Source organism: Natrinema sp. DC36 (genome assembly GCF_020405225.1).
Lineage (GTDB): Archaea > Halobacteriota > Halobacteria > Halobacteriales > Natrialbaceae > Natrinema.
Window position 1 is genome coordinate 2934115 of record NZ_CP084472.1, and the last position, 17474, is coordinate 2951588.

Genomic DNA, 17474 nt, shown 5'->3' on the forward strand with positions numbered 1-17474 from the left:
CGGTGCGCGGAAACTGTAAACAGTTATCCGACTGGGGGCGCTAGCCCCCCACAAGATGGCCAACGACGTCAAGCCCACCCGCAAGAACTTGATGGCGATCGAGGATCGCATCGAGCTTTCCGAGCGGGGACACGGCACGCTCGAGAAGAAACGCGACGGGCTGATCATGGAGTTCATGGACATTCTGGACAAGGCCCAGGACGTCCGCGGCGACCTCGCCGACGACTACGAGGCCGCTCAGAAGAAGATCAACATGGCTCGGGCGATGGAAGGCGACGTCGCGGTCCGCGGTGCCGCGGCGGCGCTGCAGGAACACCCCGAGATCACCACCGAATCCAAGAACATCATGGGCGTCGTCGTCCCGCAGATCGAGTCCTCCAAAGTCACCAAGAGCCTCGACCAGCGGGGCTACGGGATCATGGGCACCTCCGCCCGCATCGACGAGGCCGCCGAAGCCTACGAGGACCTCCTCGAGAGCATTATCCTCGCCGCCGAGGTCGAGACGGCGATGAAGAAGATGCTCCGGGAGATCGAGACCACCAAGCGCCGCGTCAACGCACTCGAGTTCAAGCTCCTGCCGGAACTGTACGACAATCAGGAGTACATCGAGCAGAAACTCGAGGAACAGGAACGCGAGGAGACGTTCCGCCTGAAGAAGATCAAGGAGAAGAAGGAAGCCGAAGAGAAGGCGGAGCGAGAGGCAGAAGCGGAGGCCGAAGCCGAAGAAGCCGAGGAGAAACGGGACGAACTCGAGGAGATTCAGCCGGACACCGCCGCACAGTCCCCGACGAGCACTCAGTGAAGCGGACGGGCTGATTCGCTCGGTCAATCGACCGGGCGTTCACTCGCGGATTCGATCCCGACGGCCCGTCCGGAGTGTGGATCGTCCCCGACTCAGTTTTCCCTCCCCGACGAGCACCGCAGAGACGCACCGTCGGACGCCGCGTTCGGTTCCGTCTGTCCGCACTGTGACCCTCGAGCGATTCAGCGCCGATTCGTCGGTCGAGCCGGCGATCGATCCTCAAGCGTCGACGCCACCAGCTCGAGCAGCTGCGCTATCGATCGAGCCGACGCGTCGAAAAGCGGAGTGTGCTTCCGTCCCGATGGGACGAGCCGATCGAGCGCGGAGCCTCGATGACGGGCCCGGCTACTTGCCGGTCGGCCGCACGTTGTTGCTGATCGCCTGTTTGACCTGCAGTGCCGCACTCGCGGCCAGCCCGCGGGCGACTTCGTCGCGTTCGTCCGCGGTGATGACCTCCTCGGGGGCCGCCTCCTCGAGGTCGGGCGTGAAGCCGGCACTGACCGCGTGGCCGACCGGCGGCCGGACGGCGACGGTGACCTGCGGGCCGGTCATCCCGGTCGAGACGTCGGCGTCGACGACGTATTCGTTGGGGAGGAACTCGCGCGTGCGGGCCGCGATCCGCGAGACGTCGCGGTGGAGCAGTCGTTTCTGTGCGCTCGAGAGGTCCGGAACGTCCGCCGCTGCACGCTGCCCAGCACCAGTCTCGCCCGGTAGCCCTGCGTACGGCGTATTTCCGTTCATGAGAAGTGTGTACCCGTAGCAATGCGCCGCCGGGTCAAAAGGGTTCGCCTTCAGTCAATCCGAGAGGATCGGCTCGCTGTCCCCGTAAACGGCGAGGACGACCGCCGTCGTGTGCCGACCCGAATCGGCCTGCCGACTCTCGACGGCCGCCCGCGGGTCCGTGAACTCCCAGTCGCGAAGCTCCCGTCCCGCGTCCAGTCCCTCGCGAACCCGGCGTTCGACGTCATCGCGGTCCATCTCGCCCGCGGTCTCGTAGAACAGGCCCGGGCCGTCGTCGACCGATTGCGCCCACGCCAGCGCCGCGCTCACGCGACCGGGGCCGGCGGTGGTGGCTCGAGCCTCGACGACGGTCAGTCGCTCGCCCGCGGGGCCGAGGTCGGGCGCGGTGCCAACGGCCTCGACGCGGGTCTCGGCGGGAATGACGGAGGAGACCGAGACGAGATTGTAGTTCTCGACGCCGGCCTCGGCGAGGGCCGCGTCGTAGGACGCCATCGCCGTGGGAGCCGACGCGGCCCCCCAGACGACTCGAATCGTGCTCATACTCGCTTTCGGGGACCAGCGGCGTAAGGGCTTGCGATCCGGGGTCGAACACACCGTCTTGATAGCGAGTACAACGGCCGGGAGCGCGGCTCGAGCAGAGGCGAGAGCCGCGCGAACCCGGGAAAGGCAGGCGACTCACCGACAGTCACCGCGAGCGAAGCGAGCGGGCCGACGACTGACCCGGAGCGAACGAAGTGAGCGGCGGAGAAAGAGGAGTGCTTTTAATCGAATTTTTGCCGAGGGCGCGGCGGAGCCGCGCCCGTGGTTCGAAAGACGTCTTCGGCGTCTTTCGTCATCAAGCGAGACCTCTGGTCTCGCGGACCTCGCGAATCTCCGATTCGCTCCGTCACGAGAGAGCTTCGCTCTCTCGAACGACAGCGCAAAACTTCGTGCTTACTGGTAGAAGTAGCCGGCCGACGAGATCACGTCGCTCGAGTCGTCCTCCTCGATCTTCTCGAGGGCGTCCGCGAAGTCCTGGTGGGTGACCTCGTTGCGGTCGTTGCGGATGGCGAACATGCCGGCCTCGGTGGCGAGACTCTCGATGTCCGCACCGGAGTAGCCGTCCGTGTCGGCGGCCAGATCGGCGAAGTCGATGTCGTCGGCGACGTTCATCCCGCGGGTGTGGATCGCGAGGATCTGCTCGCGGCCCTCCTCGCTGGGTTCGGGGACTTCGATGAGGCGGTCGAACCGGCCGGGGCGCAGGATGGCGCGGTCGAGCATGTCGAAGCGGTTGGTGGCGGCGATGATGCGGATCTCGCCGCGGGCCTCGAAGCCGTCCATCTCCGAGAGCAGTTGCATCATCGTCCGCTGGACCTCGGCGTCGCCGGAGGTCTTGGACTCCGTTCGGCGAGTCGCGATGGCGTCGATTTCGTCGATGAAGATAATGGCGGGTTCGCGCTCGCGGGCCATCTCGAAGAGGTCGCGAACGAGCCGGGAGCCCTCGCCGATGAACTTGCGGACGAGCTCCGAGCCGGCCATCTTGATGAAGGTGGCGTCGGTCTCGTTGGCGACGGCCTTGGCGAGCATCGTCTTCCCGGTGCCCGGCGGGCCGTAGAGGAGCACGCCGCTGGGCGGATCGATCCCCACCTCGTCGAACAGTTCGGGTTCGGCCAGGGGCTGCTCGACGGCTTCGCGGACTTCGCGGACCTGCTCGTCGATGCCGCCGATGTCGGCGTAGGTCACCGTCGGTTTCTCGGTAATCTCCATCGACTGGGCGCGCGCGTCGGTTTCGGTGTTCAACACCGTCTGGATCGCAAAGGAGTCGTTGACCGCGACGCGGTCGCCCGGCGCAACGCTATCGATGATCCGAGCGGAGACGTCCGTGAGCACCTCCTGATTGTTGCCGTGCTGTTTGACGATGACTTGCTCGTCGTCGAGGACGTCCTCGACGGTGGCGATGTACAGCGACGAGCTCTTCAGCGTCTCGTTTTCGCGTTCGACGCGGTCGACTTTCTCCCGGAGGCGTTCGCGGCGGTCCTCGGCGTCGTCGAGCTGGGCCGACAGCTTGTCGTTGACGTCGACGAGCTCTTCGTAGTGCCCGCGAAGCGCCTCGAGCCGCTCGTCGTCGGGGAGATCGGCGTCGATATCGCGGTGAGGTCGGTCGGGAATAGACGGGCTTCGAGACATCCTGATATACGCCGTTAAGATAGCGACAGTAAATGTGCCTTTGGGTCCCGGAGGAATTTCTGTCGGATGGCAGTACAGTCGGCCCGGCTATGGCAGGCCGTCGGGGGAGAGCAGAGCGCCGATCACTCGAGCAGCGACTCGAACTCCTCGAGGCGCCGGCCGTAGGTCTCGAGCGCGCGATCGATCGGCTCCGAGGAACTCATGTCGACGCCGGCGATCCGCAGGAGTTCGAGCGGGTACTCCCGGGAACCGCGGCGGAGGAACTCGAGGTAGTCCTCGGCAGCGGGCTGGCCGCGCTCGAGGACGTCGTCGACGATCGCGAGCGCGGCGGAGATACCCGTCGAGTACTGGTAGACGTAGAAGGCCCGGTAGAAGTGCGGGATGCGCATCCACTCGGTGGCGATGCGGTCGTCGATCACGGCGGGCTCGTAGTAGTCCTCCTTCAGTCCGCGGTAGACCTCGTCCAGTCGATCGGCGGTCAGCGGTTCGCCCGCTTCCTCGAGGCGATGGGTCTCGTGTTCGAACTCCGCGAACAGCGTCTGGCGGTAGAGCGTCGAGCGGACGCGCTCGAGGAACTCGTTGAGGACGTGTTTCCGGAACTCGGGGTCGTCGACGGTCTCGAGGAGGTGATTGGTCAGCAGGGCCTCGTTGACGGTGCTGGCGACCTCGGCGACGAATATCTCGTAGTTCGAGTAGATGAAGGGCTGTTCCTCTTTCGTCAGTTCGGAGTGCATCGAGTGGCCGAGTTCGTGGGCCAGCGTGTACATCGAGGAGATGTCGCGCTGATAGTTCAGCAGGATGAATGGCTGGGTGTCGTAGGTGCCCCCCGAATACGCGCCAGACTGTTTCCCCTCGTTCTCGTAGACGTCGACCCACTGGGAATCGAGTCCGTCGGCGACGCGGGACTGGTACTCCTCGCCCAGCGGCGCGAGCGCGTCGACGACGTACTCGGTCGCTTGATCGTACTCGAGGTCCGGTCCCTCGTCGCCCGTCAGGGGCATGTAGAGGTCCCACATCTGCAGGTCGTCGACCCCCAGCGCTTGCTCCTTGAGTTCGGCGTGGTGGTGGAGCTTGTCGAGGTTGTCGTGGACGGTGTCGACAAGCGTATCGTAGACCTCGACTGGAACGTTCGGCCCGTCGAGGGCGGCTTCGCGCGACGTGTCGTAGTTGCGCGCTCGAGCGGTCTTGACGTCGGCTTTGACGCTGTTCTTGTAGCTGGCCGCGACCGCGTTTCGGACCGACGCCCACTCGTCGAAGTAGCCCTCGTAGACCCGCTGTCGGAACTCGCGGTCGGGTCGCTTGAGCAGGTTCGTGAAGTTGCTCTGGGTGATCTCGACCGCCTCGCTGTCTCGCGGGCCCTGTCCGCTCGACTCGTCCGAGGCGCGTAGCGCCTCGCTCTCAGGCTCCTCGACCGTCGGAAACTCCATGTCCGCGTTCGAGAGCATGGTGTACACCTCGCCCGTCGCACCCATCACCTCGCCGAGATCGGTCAACAGCGCCTCGACCTCGGCCGAGCGCGTGTGGGGTTTCATCCGGAGGACGTCGTCGACGTAGTGGTCGTAGGTCTCGAGGTCGGGTTCGGCCTCAACCATCGACTCGAACTCCTCGCGGGTTAGCTCCTGGATTTCGGGGTCGATGAAGGAGGCGGCGGACTGGGCGTTGGAGGCCAGCGACTGTGAGCGGGCCGTCAGCGCCTGATACTCCTGATTCGTCGTATCTTCGTCGCGGCGCATGCGGGCGTAGGCCGCGACCGTCGATACCTCGCGCATGATCTCGTCGCGCAACTCGAGGACCGCCAGGAAGGTTTCGGCGTCGTCGGTGACCCGCCCCTCGTAGGACTCGAGGTCGTCGACGCGTTCGGCGACCGCCTCGTAGGCGGACTCCCAGTCGTCGTCGGTCGCGTAGATGCTCTCGAGGTCCCAGGTGTACGCCTCGTCGACCTCGGAGCGCTCGGGGACGGAACTCATATCTCGGATTTTGAAACGGAGGAGGTAAAGGGTATCGGACGCTCACGCGGACGCCTACGTTTCCGCGTCGACCGCGGTCCGGACGACTCGAGCGACGCCCAGCATCGCGACGTACGTTCCGACGAGAACGAGCAAGACGAGCAAGATGACGCCCAGGACGGACGCACCCGCCTCGGGATGGGTCCGCAGCGGTGACGTGAGACGGAGTCCGAAGAAGCACACGAGCACGCCCGCAGCGACGCGGCTCGACGCGCGCCAGTAGGCGCCGTACTCCTCGGGCGAGAGATCCATGCGCCGACGTGTGTCCGCGGCCGTGAAAAACGCTCGTACACAGCCACCCGAGGGCCGGTGATCCGAACGCTCACCGCTGAACTACCTCCCCGTCACTGCATCCCGTCGGCCACCTGCCCCGCCACTCGAGCCCCGGTCTGCCGGTCGATTCGCCGACGCTCGAACACCGCTCGAGCGCTCTCGGCCGCCGCGTCGTCGATCTCGAACTCGAGGCCGGGGTAGTCCACGTCGGTCAGCACGAGCGGCTCCGGCGGCGCGGGTGCGATTCCCTCGTGGCCGGGCAGCGGGTCGGGCTCGAGGACGCGATCGATTTTCGCGAACGGGGCGTCGCCGGCACCGACGTCGCGAGCCAGCGATACCAGTCGGCGGACGAGTTCGCGGGCGAAGCCGCCCGCACTGACCGTGACGACGAGGTACGCGCCGTCACGCCGGGCCTCGAGCGAGGGCGAGCGCTCGGTGTTGTGGTCGTCCGGCGTCAGGTTGTGAACGTCGTGGGCGCCCGAGAGCGCCTCGCAGGCCGCGCGGAACCGCTCGTCGTCGAGAGAGCGATCGGGCGTATCGGCGTTCACCGGCGGAGATTGCGGTGCATACAGGTGATAGGTATACTCTCGGCGGTTCGCGTGATGCGTCGCGTGGAACCCCTCCGGCGCGTCGGCGGCCGCCCACGCGCGAACGTCCGCGGGAAGTTCGGCGTTCAGCGCCCGCGGTGCGAGCCAATCGGGGGCCTCGAGCGCGATCGTCTGGGCGAGCGCGGAGACGCCCGCGTCGGTCCGGCCGGCAGCGGCGTAGCCGTCGGGTTTGTCGGCGTCGGGGGCGAGGACCTCGAGCGCGCGGAGCGCGTCGAAGATCGCGTCCTCGACGGTTGGGACGTCGGGCTGGCGCTGGAAGCCGTGATAGTCCGTGCCGTCGTAAGCGATTCTGAACGCGCGAAGGGGCATTTGATCTCGAGTCGACCCAGCGCGGCCAGCAGGTTATACGGTTCGCTCGTCCCCGAACGCTGTGACGACCGCACAGCCCAGAGAAGGCGCGTTTCACTCCGACCCGATCGACCGACGTGCGGTGGCGCGCGCCGAGCCGCGGTGAATGCGAATGAACCGCGGCACAAAGCCGTGCGAGCGTTAGCGCGGGACCGGAGGTCCCGCGAACCATGCGAACGGGCGCTGCGCGCCCGTGAGCAGAAATCGGCTGGGGAGGACGTGGCGATTCCCTGTTGTCACGATAGCAGGGCGCCTTGTCACACTCAATTCCATCAGAATACGCTGTTCATTCACACGACTGTTGGGCGGCGAAGTCGTCCCTCCGTGTTCCAATCAGCGACTCACAGCTCATCGTCGGGATCGAACCGGTCGTGGTCGGGCTCGTGAACGTCGAATTCGTCGGTGCCGGACTCGCCGATATCCGAATCGTCGAGGTCGAATTCGTCGGTCTCGAGCGTCGATCCGTCGGCGCTGATGGCCCCGTCCTGGACCTCGATGGTGACGCCGTCGTCGTCCGAGGACATTCCCAGTAACTGCCCCGTCGCCGACTCCACTTCCTGATTGATCGACCAGACGAACCGCAGGACGGACTCGAGTTCGGTCCCGACATCGCGGAGGCTGCGCTGCCGGGAGAGATCGCCCAGACTCCGTGCCCCTTCCGGATGGAGGTACTGGATCGGATGCTCGGTCGGTACCTCGCGGAGGTCGACGTCGAACGACCAGATGTAAGGAAGGGCCTGGAGGGCGTACCCCTGCGGTTTCGGCGCTCGTCGGCCGGCAGCGCTCAGCGCGATGGTCTTCGCCGTCGATTCGCCGTCGGTGTCGAAGTAGACGCCCGGAACGCGCGGAATGGAAATTCGCATACTCGTGGTAGGGGGTCGGGGACGGGTGAGTCTCGACCCGGCACTCCCAGCCTCGTTTTATAGGGGCGCGGTGGATTTCGGCTGCCCGTTTCGCTCCCGTCAGTGGAAGGTATCCGCGAACTTGTCCCGACGATTGATATCGAGTTCGCTCACGCTCGAGCCCTCACGGCTCGCGGCGAAGCGAATCGCTTCGGCGATGTCCGCGGGCTCGTCGGCCTCGTCCTCGTCGTACCGTTCGGTGAAAGGCTCGCCTTCAGCAGCCCCGAACTCCGAGCGGACCTCGGCGGGGTTGACGATCGTGATCCCGACATCGTCGTCACCGATCTGGGCCGCGAGGCTCTTGGCGAAGCCCCGGACCCACCACTTCGTCGCAGCGTACACGGGATTGGACGGCCGCGGGTGCTTCCCGGCGAAACTGGCGACGAAGATCAGGTGTCCCTCGCGCTCGCGGACGTGGGGAATCGCCGCCCGCGTCGCGTAGAAGACGCCGTCGACGTTGGTCTCCTGCATCGTCTCGTAGTCGTCGGTCGACAGCGATTCGATGTCGCTCCCGCGACCCAGTCCGGCGTTGTTCACCAGCACGTCGATCCCGCCGAAGCGGTCGACGGCCGCCTCGAAGAGCGCGTCGACGTCGTCTTCCTCGCGAACGTTCGCGGGAACGACCAGCGTCTCGACGTCGTGGGTTGCCTCGAGGTCCGCTGCGAGATCGGTCATTCGGTCCTCGCTGCGGGCCGCGAGGACGACGTTCGCTCCCGCGGCGGCGAGTTCGCGACAGGTCGCCGCGCCGATTCCGGAACTCGCGCCCGTGACGATCGCCGCCTTCTCGGCGAGTGACGTATTTCCCATAGTCGGCAGTAATGCGCACCCTGTCCCTAAAACCGGGGGCCGGCACTGGCTGTCTCGTTCCGAACCGATCCCCGCTGATGAGACGAGGCGGGGCGGAAATCGTTCGACAGCGATATATAGACAACTGAGAAACAATTCCGTACAATGGGGGGCCATTGGGGGACGAGCAGCGGCAGTAGCGATCGCAGTATCGTTCGAGCGCCACGAGTGGCAGCGGCGCTCGAAGAGTGGACGTATTCGACCAGTCCGTCGGACAGGGACGCCATCTCACAGCGGCTCTCGACGACGTTTCCGACGGCAGACGTGCGGCGGAGTGGCGCATCGACGGCCGCCGACGTTCGCGTCGACGGCGTCCGCGTCATCGTCGCTCACCGGCTGGATTCGGCGTTCCGGCGCGATTTCCACGTGCTTGCCGACCAGTTCGACGACGTGGTCGTCTACTCGACGACCTGTCACACGTCGACGCCGAACGGGTGGCGGGAGTTCAAACACCGTCATCGCGGGAACCACGCTGGGGCCCGAGTTCGGTTCGTCCACCGACGGGAAGCCACTGCGGACGACGGTGGGAGCACCGTCCGAGCGCTCGCGGCGCTGGCGCTTCCGATCGTCGGGATCGTCGGCCTGCTCGCAGCGTCGCTCGGGCTGTTCGATACGGGTGGATCCGCGGTCGCCGGTCTCGAGGGACACGCACGTGCGATCGGTCTGATCGCCGCAGTCGTGGTCGGCGTCACGGTTGCATGTCTACTGACGCGCCGCCGGATCTACGTCTCACTGTTGCGGCGGATTCCACACACCTGATCACCGGCGGCAACCGCTATCGCGGACGTCGCGAACCGGGCCGGTATCGGGGCCACAACCTTGATCCGCGTGCTACCGAAACCGGAAAACGACATGAGCGGCGACCGTACCTCGGGCCGGACGCCGCGACTCGAGGAGTACTGGGGCTGGGTCGCGGTCGTGCTGTTCCTGTGGCTGGCCGTCGACCTGCTGACCTCGGTGGCGGCCGCGGCGACTGTCGGCCTCGAGTCCGAGACGAACCCGCTGATGGCGTGGCTGTTAGGGCATCACCTCGCGGTCGTGGTTACGGTTCATCTGGGCATCGCCGTGCTGGTCGTCGGCCTGTTTTCGGTGCTCTTCGCTCGCGCCCGCGCCGTTCCGCGACGACTGGAACGGCCCGTGCAGTTGGGGCTCGAGGGATTTCTTGGCGTCCTCGTTTCGATCGGGCTGTTCGCGTTCGCGAACAACGTGACGGTGGTCGTGCTTGGACGGGGACTCTTCTAATCGATCGCAGTTCCCGTCTCGTCCGAATAGTTGAAGGCGACTCTGACAACGACACTCCGACGACCGTGGAACCGGGAATTTCCACACCCACCCCAGCCGATTTCTCCTCACGGGTGCTTCTCGCCCGTCTATTCGCGGGCTTTCAGCCCGTCCGCACCTCGCTTTCGTCCGCCGCGGATCAGCGCGCCACCGAGACGAACCGACGAGCGAGATACCATCGATTCGACGATCTCCGTTCGTCCGCCAATAATCGAGCGATACGACAGAGTCCGCCGGTTCAGTAGCTCTCGAGGTCGTACAGCTCGCCGTACTTCGAGGTGACGTACTCGAGGAAGTAGTCCGCGGTCAGCCCCTCACCGGTCGCTCGCTCGATCAGGTCGGGCGTGACGTAGCGCTTGCCGTGGCGATGGACGTTCTCGCGGAGCCAGCCGTTGAGTTCGTCGAACTCGCCCTCGCGGATCTGCTCGTCGAACTCGCCTCGCGGCTCATCGCCGCTCGGTGTTTCCGAGGCGCGTGACGCCTCGCTCCCGCGATCGTCTTCCGCCGCGGCGTACAACTGCGCCGCGAGCACCGATCCCAGCGAGTACGTCGAGAAGTAGCCGAAATCGCCGTGAGACCAGTGAATGTCCTGCAGGCAGCCCTCCGAATCGGTTTCGGGACGAACGCCGAGGTACTCCTCGTACTTGTCGTTCCAGACTTCGGGGACCTCCGAGACCTCGAGGTCGCCCCGGATCAGGTCGCGCTCGATCTCGAAGCGGATGACGATGTGGAGGTGGTAGGTGAGTTCGTCGGCCTCGACCCGGATGAGATTGTCGTCGTGGACCTGATTCGCGGACTGGTAGGCCGCTTCGGGCGTCACGTCCTCGAGTTCCGGGAACCGCTCGCGAGCGATCGGCAGGAAGTGCTCCCAGAAGGGGCGCGAACGGCCGACGTGGTTCTCCCAGAGTCGAGACTGGGACTCGTGGACGGAGAGGTCTCGAGCCTCGCCCAGCGGCGTGGCGTACCCCTCGTCGGGGAGCCCCTGCGTGTAATTCGCGTGACCGAACTCGTGGATGGTCGAGGTGATCGACCCGAGCAGGTCGTCCTCCTCGAAGCGGGTCGTGACGCGGGCGTCGAACTGCGTTCCCGACGAGAAGGGATGCGGTGCCGTGTCGAGTCGACCGCGGTCCCAGTCGTAGCCCAGCGAGTCGAGCACGTCCCGTGCGAGCGCCTCCTGATCGTCGTCATCGAACTGACCCGCGAAGGCGTCGGTCGTCAGCTCGGCGTCGCTCTCCTGGACCGCATCGATCAGCGGGACCAGGTTCTCGCGCAGACGCTCGAGGACCCGTTCGGCCGTCTCGAGGTCGATGTAGGGCTCGTAGTCCGCGAAGAGCACGGCGTAGGGATCCGCGTCCGGATCGATGTGGTTGGCGTACTCCCGCTTGAGTTCGACCAGTTTCTCGAGCGTCGGCGCGAACTGCTCGAAGTCGTCTTCCTCCCGGGCCTGCTTCCACGTGGGATGGGCGTTCGACGCCGTCGCCGAAATCTCCTCGACCAGTTCCCCCGGAACGCTCGTCTCGCGGTCGTACGTGCGGCGAACCTCGCGGACGACCGCGGATTGATCGTCCTCGAGGTCGTTGGACTCGAGGCGCTCGAGTAGTTTGCCGGTCTCGTCGGCAGTCAGGAGTTCGTGACTGATCGAGGACAGCGTCGAGAGCTGCTGTGCGCGGGCGGGCGTCCCGTCGTCGGGCATCACGACCTCCTGATCCCACCGCAGGATTCCGGCCGCGTTGCCCACGTTCGAGATGCGCTGCACCCGGTCTTCGAACTGTTCGTACGTGTCGGCCTCGCTCGCGTCGCTCGGAGCCTGATCGGTCGCCATAGACGTATCGTTCGCTCGGAATCGGTATCAACGTCCGGGTTCCGGTCACTTCGAAGCGATCGAGCGCGAATGGCGGGCGGGGGTACTCGGAGACCTGTCGACTCTCGAAACGATCAGCACGCCGTTGCAAAGGCGTTGCACGCTGCTATCACGCCGCGCTCGCCAACTGATGAGAGACAGATGGAACGTGCAAGCAGCGGACTGTTCCACCGAGCTGACGTAAGTCGTTTCACTATGGTCGTTGCATCACCAATCGCGTCAGCTATCGTATTCATCGTAAGCCTGCTGATCGGCGCGCTCGGCATCTACGCGGGTGCGCGAGTTATCGTCGGTCGGGGAGACTACGATCACGCCATCATCACCGCGTTGATCGGAGCCATCGTCTGGGCGATCGTCGGTTTCGTCGTCGGCTGGATACCGCTCGTCGGGCCGCTACTGGCACTGATCGCGTACGTCGCGGTCATCAACTGGCGGTACCCCGGCGACTGGACCGCCGCGGCGATGATCGGGCTCGTGGCGTGGGTCACCGTCCTGATCGTGCTCTACGCCCTCGCCGTGCTCGGCGTCACCGGTTTCGAGGCGGTCGGCGTCCCGGGGGTCTAAAAATAGACGATCGTATCTCACCGATCGAATAGAGCTACCGCGACGGAATCACCGCGCCGGCCACCGCTTTGCGACCCGTCGATAGGTCTCGAGGCAGCGCTCGAGGACGGTGATCGAGACGCTCTCGTCGTCGGTGTGGGCCTCGCCGGGCTCGGACGGGCCGTAGATGACACACTCCGTGCCGGCCTGCGAGAGCCACCCCGCGTCGGTCGCGTGGGGTTTCGTCACCAGTTCGGGCTCGCCCGCCTGCGCGTCGGTTGCGGCCGCCAGAACCGCGTCGGCGAAGGGCTCGTCCTCGCAGCGCATCGGCGGCAGATCCTGATCGACCGTCAACTCGACTCCCTCGAGGGCCGCGACCCGCTCGAGGGCCGCACGTTCGCCCGGCACCGTCCGCTCGTCGACGGTGAACGCACAGTGGGCCGGGACGACGTTCATCGCCGAGCCGCCTTCGATCTCGGTGACTGTGAGCCGACCCTCGAGCGTGTCGCCCGCCGCGTCGACCGACGGGGGCTCGAGATCGCGAACGAGGTCCACGGCCGCGGTAGCGCGGTAGATGGCGTTTTCACCGGCGTCGGCCTCGCTGGCGTGCGCTGCCGTTCCGCGGGCGGTGATCGTACTCCCGCGCCGGCCCTTGTGTGCGACGGCGACGTCGGTGACGTCCGGTCCCGAGTAGTTCGTCGATCCCTCGCCGACGACGGCGTAGTCGGGTGAGAACCCCTGCTCGATCGCATGCCGTGCGCCGACGCCGCCGACTTCCTCGCCGACGAAGCTCGCGAAGACCAACTCGCCGGCGGGGTCGGCGTCGCGAAAGGCGAGCAACGCGGCCGCGAGCGCCCCCTTCATGTCCGCCGTGCCGCGACCGTAGAGGCGACCGTCGCGCTCGTCGACGACGTACTCGTTCGTTCCGTCGCCGTCTCCGCCGCCGCTCGCGACCTGTGACTCGGCCGGTGACACGACGTCGTGGTGTCCGACCAGCGCGAGCGTTTCCTCGCCAGTTCCCTTCCGAGCGATCACGTTGCCCGCGGCGTCTCGAGTCACGTCGGCGTCGGTCTCGCGACGGAGCCACGCCTCGAGGAAGTCGCCGGCGGCGGTCTCGTCCTCGTGGCTCGGGATCGACACCAACTCGCGGGTCAGATCGACGAGAGTCATGACCCACACGTCGGTGGCTGTAATGTTCAGTGCACCGGAAGCCGCCACCGAACGGTTTCGCCAGTCGCATCCGGAAGCGCGGTGGATCGTTGCGATGCGTTTCAACGAGCAGGGCTGCTGCACGGGCGCGCCGGAGCTATCACGGAATGTCGCGTGTGACGTGGAACCGTTGTACGCGGATTTGCTGTGAACACCCTTATAGGCGTACGTCGACCAGTTTATGTATGAACGTCGTGCCGGATACGAGCGTGGTCATCGACGGCCGCGTCTCGGCGACTATCGAAGACGGGCAGTTCGAGGGAGCGACGATCTGCGTCCCCGAGGCGGTCGTCGCGGAACTCGAGGCGCAGGCGAACGACGGGATCGACAGCGGCTGGGACGGCCTCGAAGAGCTCCAGCGGCTGGCCGACCTGGCCGACGAGGGCGTCGTCGACCTCGAGTACGTCGGCGAGCGGCCCAACGCCATCGAGCGGGGCCACGCCTCCGAGGGCGAGATCGACGCTCTGATCCGCGATCTCGCGGAGGAGCTCGACGCGACCTTCGTCACGAGCGACGTCGTCCAGGCCGAAGTCGCCGAGGCGAAGGGACTCGACGTCGAGCACGTCTCACCCGAGGTTCGCGAGATCGGGACGCTGGCCGTCGAGGAGTTCTTCGACGACCGGACGATGAGCGTCCACCTCAAGACGGACGCCGTGCCGAAGGCCAAGCGCGGCGAACTCGGCGCGATGCGCTACGAGGAGATCGCCGACGAACCACTCGACGAGGCCACGATGGACGAGTACGCTCGCGAGGTCGTCGACGGTGCGAAGGAGTCCCCCGACGGCTTCCTCGAGCTCTCGGAACCGGGGATGACCATCGTCCAGTTCCGGGACTACCGGATCGCGATCGGCCGACCCCCCTTCTCGGACGGCATCGAGATCACCGCCGTCCGGCCGATCGCCCAGACCGACATCGACGACTACGAGCACGCCGACGAGCTGAAAGACCGGCTGCTCGAGCGCCAGCGCGGCGTCCTCATTTCGGGGGCGCCCGGCGCAGGGAAGTCGACGTTCGCGCAGGCGGTCGCCCGCTACATTTCGGATCACGACTACTCCGTCAAGACGATGGAGAAGCCGCGTGACCTGCAGGTCGGTCCCGACATCACCCAGTACACGGAACTGGGCGGCGAGATGGCCAAGACCGCCGACGCCCTGTTGATGGTCCGGCCGGATTACACCATCTACGACGAGGTCCGGAAAACCAACGACTTCGAGGTCTTCGCGGATATGCGACTGGCCGGCGTCGGCATGATCGGCGTCGTCCACGCGACGCGAGCGATCGACGCGCTCCAGCGACTCGTGGGTCGCGTCGAACTCGGGATGATTCCCCAGGTCGTCGACACCGTCGTCTACATCGAAGCCGGCGAGGTTCACACCGTTTACGACGTGAGAACGGAGGTCAAGGTGCCCGCCGGACTCACCGAGGAGGATCTCGCTCGCCCCGTGATTCAGATTACGAACTTCCAGACCGGCGAGCCCGAGTACGAGATCTACACCTTCAACCGCCAGGTCGTCACCGTCCCGCTGAAAGACGAGGACGGCGGTCCGGCGAACGAGTCAGGCGTCGACCGCATCGCCAAACAGGAGATCGAACGGGAGATCCGCTCGATCGCCCACGGCTACGTCGACGTCGAACTCAAGGGCCAGGACAAGGCCGTTGTCTACGTCGAGGAGGACGACATCTCGAGCGTCATCGGCAAGGGCGGCGGTCGAATCACCGACGTCGAGAACCGGCTCGGGATCGATATCGACGTCCGAACGCACGACGAGAACCCAAACTACGGTCCGGGCGGTCCGGGCGGTGCCGGCGGAGCCAGCGCGAACGGCGGCGGCGGTAGCGGTGGCGGCAGTAGCGGCGGTTCCCAGGCCGGTCAGATGGTCCAGCCCGAGATCACCTCACGTCACATCGTCATCCCCGTCGACGGCAACCACGGCGAGACGGTCGAGGTTCAGGCCGCCGGCGACTACCTCTTTACCGCAACGGTGAGCCGCGGCGGCGAAATACAGGTCTCGCGTGGGAGCGCGATCGCGGAGGAACTCGAGCGTGCGATCGACCGGAAAGATCCGGTGACGATCGTTCCGTCGTAAGAAGTTGAACCGCGAGCGGTGCGCGGTTCGGAGCGAGCGAAGGGAGTGAGAACCGCGAAAACGCGAACGGGCGGTAGCCCGTGAGCGAACGGAGTGAGCAGTTTTGCGGGGCGGTATACAAACGGAGTGAGTGGACCCGAGAGACAAACCGCGCGCGAGCGCAGTCAGCCGATTTTGCACGAATGCCGATCACTCTGCCAGCATAGCGAGACTCCAACCGATCAGAAGTTCGTGGCCTCGACGGATCGAGATGGACAAACGGTCATCGATCGGCGGCGAAACCGATCCGTGTGAACGAGGAACACACCACAATTGACCATAATTTAGGCAGTAGCTTCATATACGAGACGATCATTGGGATAATTAGAGAACAACATGGTGATTCAGACATATGGGAGCAGGTAGTAAGACGTTCGTCTACCAGAGTATCGAACACACGAACGGGCCCTTTTTCACGGATCGCCGATCGCTCGAGGCGATTCGAGAGCGGATCGTCGCCGATATCCGTGCGACCGTCGCCGACGCCGACGCGGACGGGGTCGTCGTCGCGATGAGCGGCGGCATCGACTCGACGCTGACGACGGCGCTGGCGGTCGAAGCCGTCGGTAGTGAGAGCGTCCTCGGGCTGGGACTCCCCTGCCACATGACCGAGCAGGCCCACGTCAGCGACGCGCACACGATCGCCGAGGGAATGGGAATCGACTTCGAGGAGATTCAGTTGCGCCCGCTGCTGGACGTCTTCGACGAAACGGTCGCGAGCGAACTCGAGTCCGAGACTGAGGCAGACGACCGGCCGAACGAGCGGAACCGCGAAATCGGAAACGCGACCGCGCGGCTCAGGATGCTCACCGCCTACTACGCGGCCAACCGTCAGTCGCGGGTCGTCCTCGGCACGGCGAACCGCTCGGAGTGGTTGCTCGGCTACTTCACCAAGTACGGAGATGGCGCAGCCGACGCCTATCCAATCGGTGACTGCTACAAAACGGAGGTTCGGGCGCTCGCGAAACACATCGGACTCCCCCGCCGGATCGTCAGCAAGGAACCGACGGCGGGCTTCTGGGCCACCCAGACGGACGCCGACGAACTCGGCGCGCGCTACGACGTCATCGACCCGCTGTTGTACCGGCTCGTCGAAGAGGGCCGCTCCCTCGACGAGGCCGTCGCCGAACTGCAACTCGATCGCGACACGGCCGAGGAGATCGTCTCGCTGCACGCAGACACCGAACACAAACGCGCGACACCGCCGACGCCGGGGATCGCTGGCCGTGGCAAGGGAGGACTTCTCGACGGTTCGGACGCGCTCGAGTGACCGGCGGCCGCGGTCGTGTCGCTCCACAACCGATCACGACGACCGGCTGTCACTGATCAGACCTGGCGGCGTACAGGTTCGGGTTGCGCCACCAGAACAGCCCCCACGACAGGAGGAAGCCGCCGGCCATCGCGAGGAGATCCGACAGAAAGCCGATGAGATCCAGACCGGCCATCGCCACGAGCACGACCGCCGATCCCATCGCTGCCCCCGTCACGACAAACAGGACGTCGCCGCCGATCTTCGCCCGCGAACGCTCCCAGTACGGTTGCTGCTCTTCGTCGTACCAGACGCCGACGTAGATCAGTACCGGCGACATGATCGCGATAACCGTAATCACTCGGTACGTCTCCGGGAGAATAGTCGGCCCCAGCACGAATAGATTCAACAGATTTGCGACCATCGCCGCGAGAAACAGGCCGATCAGCAGCCAGCCCCATCGCGGGAGCCGTTCTTTATCCATACCGGGGACGGTCACTACTGAAAAATAAT

At 65.6% G+C, this 17474-nt stretch carries 17 protein-coding genes; 6 read left to right on the forward strand and 11 right to left on the reverse strand.

Annotated elements, in window-relative coordinates; genetic code table 11:
- The first annotated feature begins 55 nt into the window (after nt 1–55).
- On the forward strand, nt 56–802 hold the full coding sequence (locus LDH74_RS15150; protein WP_226039546.1) for a V-type ATP synthase subunit D: 747 nt from the start codon (nt 56–58) through the stop codon (nt 800–802).
- A 345-nt stretch (nt 803–1147) separates the two neighbouring features.
- Here the strand turns inward: LDH74_RS15150 and LDH74_RS15155 are convergent, their stop codons facing one another.
- The 8 genes from LDH74_RS15155 to LDH74_RS15190 all read right to left on the reverse strand — a co-directional run bounded on the left by LDH74_RS15155 (nt 1148) and on the right by LDH74_RS15190 (nt 8653).
- Nucleotides 1148–1543 (reverse strand): DUF5811 family protein, encoded by a 396-nt coding sequence (locus LDH74_RS15155; RefSeq protein WP_098725374.1) that lies wholly within the window; start codon nt 1541–1543, stop codon nt 1148–1150.
- 54 nt (nt 1544–1597) lie between these two features.
- Entirely contained in the window at nt 1598–2083 is a 486-nt protein-coding gene (locus LDH74_RS15160) for a pyruvoyl-dependent arginine decarboxylase (protein WP_226039547.1), read from the reverse strand.
- A 393-nt stretch (nt 2084–2476) separates the two neighbouring features.
- The gene (locus tag LDH74_RS15165) at nt 2477–3709 is read right to left on the reverse strand and encodes a proteasome-activating nucleotidase (protein ID WP_226039548.1); all 1233 of its coding nucleotides are present in this window, start codon (nt 3707–3709) and stop codon (nt 2477–2479) included.
- A gap of 122 nt (nt 3710–3831) precedes the next feature.
- The gene (pepF, locus tag LDH74_RS15170; protein WP_226039549.1) at nt 3832–5676 is read right to left on the reverse strand and encodes an oligoendopeptidase F; all 1845 of its coding nucleotides are present in this window, start codon (nt 5674–5676) and stop codon (nt 3832–3834) included.
- Nucleotides 5677–5730: 54 nt separating this feature from the next.
- The gene (locus tag LDH74_RS15175; RefSeq protein WP_226039550.1) at nt 5731–5967 is read right to left on the reverse strand and encodes a hypothetical protein; all 237 of its coding nucleotides are present in this window, start codon (nt 5965–5967) and stop codon (nt 5731–5733) included.
- Nucleotides 5968–6059: 92 nt separating this feature from the next.
- Nucleotides 6060–6905, reverse strand: a complete 846-nt coding sequence (gene truA, locus LDH74_RS15180) for a tRNA pseudouridine(38-40) synthase TruA (protein ID WP_226039551.1) — start codon at nt 6903–6905, stop codon at nt 6060–6062.
- Nucleotides 6906–7285: 380 nt separating this feature from the next.
- Entirely contained in the window at nt 7286–7807 is a 522-nt protein-coding gene (locus LDH74_RS15185; protein WP_226039552.1) for a hypothetical protein, read from the reverse strand.
- 99 nt (nt 7808–7906) lie between these two features.
- Nucleotides 7907–8653: an SDR family oxidoreductase gene (locus tag LDH74_RS15190; protein ID WP_226039553.1), complete on the reverse strand. Its 747-nt coding sequence runs from the start codon at nt 8651–8653 to the stop codon at nt 7907–7909.
- Between the two features lie 207 nt (nt 8654–8860).
- Between LDH74_RS15190 and LDH74_RS15195 the strand changes: the two genes are divergently transcribed.
- Together LDH74_RS15195 and LDH74_RS15200 are read left to right on the forward strand one after the other, a co-directional pair.
- Nucleotides 8861–9451: a hypothetical protein gene (locus LDH74_RS15195; RefSeq protein ID WP_226039554.1), complete on the forward strand. Its 591-nt coding sequence runs from the start codon at nt 8861–8863 to the stop codon at nt 9449–9451.
- A 93-nt stretch (nt 9452–9544) separates the two neighbouring features.
- Nucleotides 9545–9934, forward strand: a complete 390-nt coding sequence (locus LDH74_RS15200; RefSeq protein WP_226039555.1) for a hypothetical protein — start codon at nt 9545–9547, stop codon at nt 9932–9934.
- 277 nt (nt 9935–10211) lie between these two features.
- On the opposite strand, the gene LDH74_RS15205 is transcribed toward LDH74_RS15200, so the two are convergent.
- Complete coding sequence (locus LDH74_RS15205) at nt 10212–11795, reverse strand: carboxypeptidase M32 (RefSeq protein WP_226039556.1); 1584 nt, start codon at nt 11793–11795, stop codon at nt 10212–10214.
- 234 nt (nt 11796–12029) lie between these two features.
- On the opposite strand from LDH74_RS15205, the gene LDH74_RS15210 reads away from it, so the two are divergent.
- Entirely contained in the window at nt 12030–12398 is a 369-nt protein-coding gene (locus LDH74_RS15210; RefSeq protein ID WP_226039557.1) for a hypothetical protein, read from the forward strand.
- A 48-nt stretch (nt 12399–12446) separates the two neighbouring features.
- On the opposite strand, the gene LDH74_RS15215 is transcribed toward LDH74_RS15210, so the two are convergent.
- The gene (locus tag LDH74_RS15215) at nt 12447–13547 is read right to left on the reverse strand and encodes a M20/M25/M40 family metallo-hydrolase (protein ID WP_226039558.1); all 1101 of its coding nucleotides are present in this window, start codon (nt 13545–13547) and stop codon (nt 12447–12449) included.
- Nucleotides 13548–13771: 224 nt separating this feature from the next.
- On the opposite strand from LDH74_RS15215, the gene LDH74_RS15220 reads away from it, so the two are divergent.
- Nucleotides 13772–15673: a PINc/VapC family ATPase gene (locus LDH74_RS15220; RefSeq protein ID WP_226039559.1), complete on the forward strand. Its 1902-nt coding sequence runs from the start codon at nt 13772–13774 to the stop codon at nt 15671–15673.
- Between the two features lie 391 nt (nt 15674–16064).
- Nucleotides 16065–16982, forward strand: a complete 918-nt coding sequence (locus tag LDH74_RS15225; RefSeq protein WP_226039560.1) for an NAD+ synthase — start codon at nt 16065–16067, stop codon at nt 16980–16982.
- Nucleotides 16983–17031: 49 nt separating this feature from the next.
- On the opposite strand, the gene LDH74_RS15230 is transcribed toward LDH74_RS15225, so the two are convergent.
- On the reverse strand, nt 17032–17445 hold the full coding sequence (locus LDH74_RS15230) for a hypothetical protein (protein WP_226039561.1): 414 nt from the start codon (nt 17443–17445) through the stop codon (nt 17032–17034).
- Between the last annotated feature and the right edge of the window lie 29 nt (nt 17446–17474).

Bases quoted from the DNA above. Each gene is read 5' to 3' on its own strand.
- LDH74_RS15230 (WP_226039561.1), bottom strand. From the start codon at position 17,445: ATGGATAAAGAACGGCTCCCGCGATGGGGCTGGCTGCTGATCGGCCTG.
- LDH74_RS15225 (WP_226039560.1), top strand. From the start codon at position 16,065: ATGGGAGCAGGTAGTAAGACGTTCGTCTACCAGAGTATCGAACACACG.
- LDH74_RS15155 (WP_098725374.1), bottom strand. From the start codon at position 1,543: ATGAACGGAAATACGCCGTACGCAGGGCTACCGGGCGAGACTGGTGCT.
- LDH74_RS15165 (WP_226039548.1), bottom strand. From the start codon at position 3,709: ATGTCTCGAAGCCCGTCTATTCCCGACCGACCTCACCGCGATATCGAC.
- LDH74_RS15205 (WP_226039556.1), bottom strand. From the start codon at position 11,795: ATGGCGACCGATCAGGCTCCGAGCGACGCGAGCGAGGCCGACACGTAC.
- LDH74_RS15160 (WP_226039547.1), bottom strand. From the start codon at position 2,083: ATGAGCACGATTCGAGTCGTCTGGGGGGCCGCGTCGGCTCCCACGGCG.
- LDH74_RS15190 (WP_226039553.1), bottom strand. From the start codon at position 8,653: ATGGGAAATACGTCACTCGCCGAGAAGGCGGCGATCGTCACGGGCGCG.
- pepF (WP_226039549.1), bottom strand. From the start codon at position 5,676: ATGAGTTCCGTCCCCGAGCGCTCCGAGGTCGACGAGGCGTACACCTGG.
- LDH74_RS15210 (WP_226039557.1), top strand. From the start codon at position 12,030: ATGGTCGTTGCATCACCAATCGCGTCAGCTATCGTATTCATCGTAAGC.
- LDH74_RS15175 (WP_226039550.1), bottom strand. From the start codon at position 5,967: ATGGATCTCTCGCCCGAGGAGTACGGCGCCTACTGGCGCGCGTCGAGC.
- truA (WP_226039551.1), bottom strand. From the start codon at position 6,905: ATGCCCCTTCGCGCGTTCAGAATCGCTTACGACGGCACGGACTATCAC.
- LDH74_RS15215 (WP_226039558.1), bottom strand. From the start codon at position 13,547: ATGACTCTCGTCGATCTGACCCGCGAGTTGGTGTCGATCCCGAGCCAC.
- LDH74_RS15200 (WP_226039555.1), top strand. From the start codon at position 9,545: ATGAGCGGCGACCGTACCTCGGGCCGGACGCCGCGACTCGAGGAGTAC.
- LDH74_RS15185 (WP_226039552.1), bottom strand. From the start codon at position 7,807: ATGCGAATTTCCATTCCGCGCGTTCCGGGCGTCTACTTCGACACCGAC.
- LDH74_RS15220 (WP_226039559.1), top strand. From the start codon at position 13,772: ATGAACGTCGTGCCGGATACGAGCGTGGTCATCGACGGCCGCGTCTCG.
- LDH74_RS15150 (WP_226039546.1), top strand. From the start codon at position 56: ATGGCCAACGACGTCAAGCCCACCCGCAAGAACTTGATGGCGATCGAG.